Origin of the sequence: Pseudomonas entomophila (assembly GCF_013523165.1) — a bacterium.
In the GTDB taxonomy this organism is placed as follows: domain Bacteria; phylum Pseudomonadota; class Gammaproteobacteria; order Pseudomonadales; family Pseudomonadaceae; genus Aquipseudomonas; species Aquipseudomonas entomophila_A.
In genome coordinates, this window is sequence record NZ_JAAMQI010000051.1 from 1 (window position 1) to 3,506 (window position 3,506).

The following is a 3,506-nucleotide window of genomic DNA, read 5'->3' on the forward strand; positions in this document are numbered from 1 at the left end:
TGGCAGATTGCTTGGGTGTTATATGGTCAAGCCTCACGGGCAATTAGTATTGGTTAGCTCAACGCCTCACAGCGCTTACACACCCAACCTATCAACGTCGTAGTCTTCGACGGCCCTTTAGGGGATTCAAGATCCCAGTGAGATCTCATCTTGAGGCAAGTTTCCCGCTTAGATGCTTTCAGCGGTTATCTCTTCCGAACATAGCTACCCGGCAATGCCACTGGCGTGACAACCGGAACACCAGAGGTTCGTCCACTCCGGTCCTCTCGTACTAGGAGCAGCCCCTCTCAAATCTCAAACGTCCACGGCAGATAGGGACCGAACTGTCTCACGACGTTCTAAACCCAGCTCGCGTACCACTTTAAATGGCGAACAGCCATACCCTTGGGACCGGCTTCAGCCCCAGGATGTGATGAGCCGACATCGAGGTGCCAAACACCGCCGTCGATATGAACTCTTGGGCGGTATCAGCCTGTTATCCCCGGAGTACCTTTTATCCGTTGAGCGATGGCCCTTCCATACAGAACCACCGGATCACTAAGACCTACTTTCGTACCTGCTCGACGTGTGGGTCTCGCAGTCAAGCGCGCTTTTGCCTTTATACTCTACGACCGATTTCCGACCGGTCTGAGCGCACCTTCGTACTCCTCCGTTACTCTTTGGGAGGAGACCGCCCCAGTCAAACTACCCACCATACACTGTCCTCGATCCGGATAACGGACCTGAGTTAGAACCTCAAAGTTGCCAGGGTGGTATTTCAAGGATGGCTCCACGCAGACTGGCGTCCACGCTTCAAAGCCTCCCACCTATCCTACACAAGCAAATTCAAAGTCCAGTGCAAAGCTATAGTAAAGGTTCACGGGGTCTTTCCGTCTAGCCGCGGATACACTGCATCTTCACAGCGATTTCAATTTCACTGAGTCTCGGGTGGAGACAGCGCCGCCATCGTTACGCCATTCGTGCAGGTCGGAACTTACCCGACAAGGAATTTCGCTACCTTAGGACCGTTATAGTTACGGCCGCCGTTTACCGGGGCTTCGATCAAGAGCTTCGCTTGCGCTAACCCCATCAATTAACCTTCCGGCACCGGGCAGGCGTCACACCCTATACGTCCACTTTCGTGTTTGCAGAGTGCTGTGTTTTTAATAAACAGTCGCAGCGGCCTGGTATCTTCGACCGGCATGGGCTTACGGAGCAAGTCCTTGACCCTCGCCGGCGCACCTTCTCCCGAAGTTACGGTGCCATTTTGCCTAGTTCCTTCACCCGAGTTCTCTCAAGCGCCTTGGTATTCTCTACCTAACCACCTGTGTCGGTTTGGGGTACGGTTCCCGGTTATCTGAAGCTTAGGAGCTTTTCTTGGAAGCATGGCATCAACCACTTCGTCGCCTAGAGGCAACTCGTCATCAGCTCTCGGCCTTGGGATCCCGGATTTGCCTAAGATCCCAGCCTACCACCTTAAACTTGGACAACCAACGCCAAGCTGGCCTAGCCTTCTCCGTCCCTCCATCGCAATAACCGGAAGTACAGGAATATTAACCTGTTTTCCATCGACTACGCTTTTCAGCCTCGCCTTAGGGACCGACTAACCCTGCGTCGATTAACGTTGCGCAGGAAACCTTGGTCTTTCGGCGTGGGAGTTTTTCACTCCCATTGTCGTTACTCATGTCAGCATTCGCACTTCTGATACCTCCAGCCAGCTTCTCAACTGACCTTCACAGGCTTACAGAACGCTCCTCTACCGCATCACCTAGTGGTGATACCCGTAGCTTCGGTGCATGGTTTGAGCCCCGTTACATCTTCCGCGCAGGCCGACTCGACTAGTGAGCTATTACGCTTTCTTTAAAGGGTGGCTGCTTCTAAGCCAACCTCCTAGCTGTCTAAGCCTTCCCACATCGTTTCCCACTTAACCATGACTTTGGGACCTTAGCTGACGGTCTGGGTTGTTTCCCTTTTCACGACGGACGTTAGCACCCGCCGTGTGTCTCCCATGCTCGGCACTTGCTGGTATTCGGAGTTTGCATCGGTTTGGTAAGTCGGGATGACCCCCTAGCCGAAACAGTGCTCTACCCCCAGCAGTGATACATGAGGCGCTACCTAAATAGCTTTCGAGGAGAACCAGCTATCTCCGAGCTTGATTAGCCTTTCACTCCGATCCACAGGTCATCCGCTAACTTTTCAACGGTAGTCGGTTCGGTCCTCCAGTCAGTGTTACCTAACCTTCAACCTGCCCATGGATAGATCGCCCGGTTTCGGGTCTATACCCAGCGACTGTTCGCCCTATTAAGACTCGCTTTCGCTACGCCTCCCCTATTCGGTTAAGCTCGCCACTGAATATAAGTCGCTGACCCATTATACAAAAGGTACGCAGTCACCTAACAAGTAGGCTCCCACTGCTTGTACGCATACGGTTTCAGGTTCTATTTCACTCCCCTCTCCGGGGTTCTTTTCGCCTTTCCCTCACGGTACTGGTTCACTATCGGTCAGTCAGTAGTATTTAGCCTTGGAGGATGGTCCCCCCATATTCAGACAAAGTTTCTCGTGCTCCGTCCTACTCGATTTCATTGAAAGAAGATTTTCGTGTACGGGGCTATCACCCACTATGGCCGCACTTTCCAGAGCGTTCCACTAATCTTCAACCAACTTAAGGGCTGGTCCCCGTTCGCTCGCCACTACTAAGGGAATCTCGGTTGATTTCTATTCCTCAGGGTACTTAGATGTTTCAGTTCCCCTGGTTCGCCTCATGCACCTATGTATTCAGTGCAGGATACTCAGCTTGTGCTGAGTGGGTTCCCCCATTCAGAGATCTCTGGATCACAGTCTGTTTGCCGACTCCCCAAAGCTTATCGCAGGCTACCACGTCTTTCATCGCCTCTGACTGCCAAGGCATCCACCGTATGCGCTTCTTCACTTGACCATATAACCCCAAGCAATCTGGTTATACTGTGAAGACGACATTCGCCGAAAATTCGCATGTTGCGCTCTCGCGCAGAACTCACAAATTTTACCTTAGCCTGATCACCACCAGTGAAAGTGGCCATCAGTCTATTTCTATCACATATCCGAATTTTTAAAGAACGATCTGACAAAAGTCAGAAATCAACATTTCACAGCGTTGTGCTGCAAATGTTCATTTCTGTATTCTGAACAGTGGCGACGATCAAAAGTGGTGGAGCCAAGCGGGATCGAACCGCTGACCTCCTGCGTGCAAGGCAGGCGCTCTCCCAGCTGAGCTATGGCCCCGTGTGTCGTAGCGTCAAGCCGCACCATGAAATGGTAGGTCTGGGCAGATTTGAACTGCCGACCTCACCCTTATCAGGGGTGCGCTCTAACCAACTGAGCTACAGACCTATAACAGGGTCGCGTTACAGCATCGTCTTCGTACAATGAATCAAGCAATTCGTGTGGGAGCTCATCAGCTGGCTGATGTCGTCGATTAAGGAGGTGATCCAGCCGCAGGTTCCCCTACGGCTACCTTGTTACGACTTCACCCCAGTCATGAATCACAC

The 3,506-nt window shown here is 52.1% G+C and carries 2 tRNA genes and 2 rRNA genes; all 4 read right to left on the reverse strand.

The window, feature by feature from the left end:
• Positions 1 to 22 precede the first annotated feature (22 nt).
• Positions 23 to 2,914 (reverse strand): 23S ribosomal RNA (locus G7Z99_RS19565).
• Between the two features lie 250 nt (positions 2,915 to 3,164).
• Positions 3,165 to 3,240, reverse strand: a tRNA-Ala gene (locus tag G7Z99_RS19570).
• Between the two features lie 31 nt (positions 3,241 to 3,271).
• Positions 3,272 to 3,348: transfer RNA gene (locus tag G7Z99_RS19575), tRNA-Ile, on the reverse strand.
• A gap of 86 nt (positions 3,349 to 3,434) precedes the next feature.
• Positions 3,435 to 3,506, reverse strand: a 16S ribosomal RNA gene (locus G7Z99_RS19580); the annotation flags it as partial.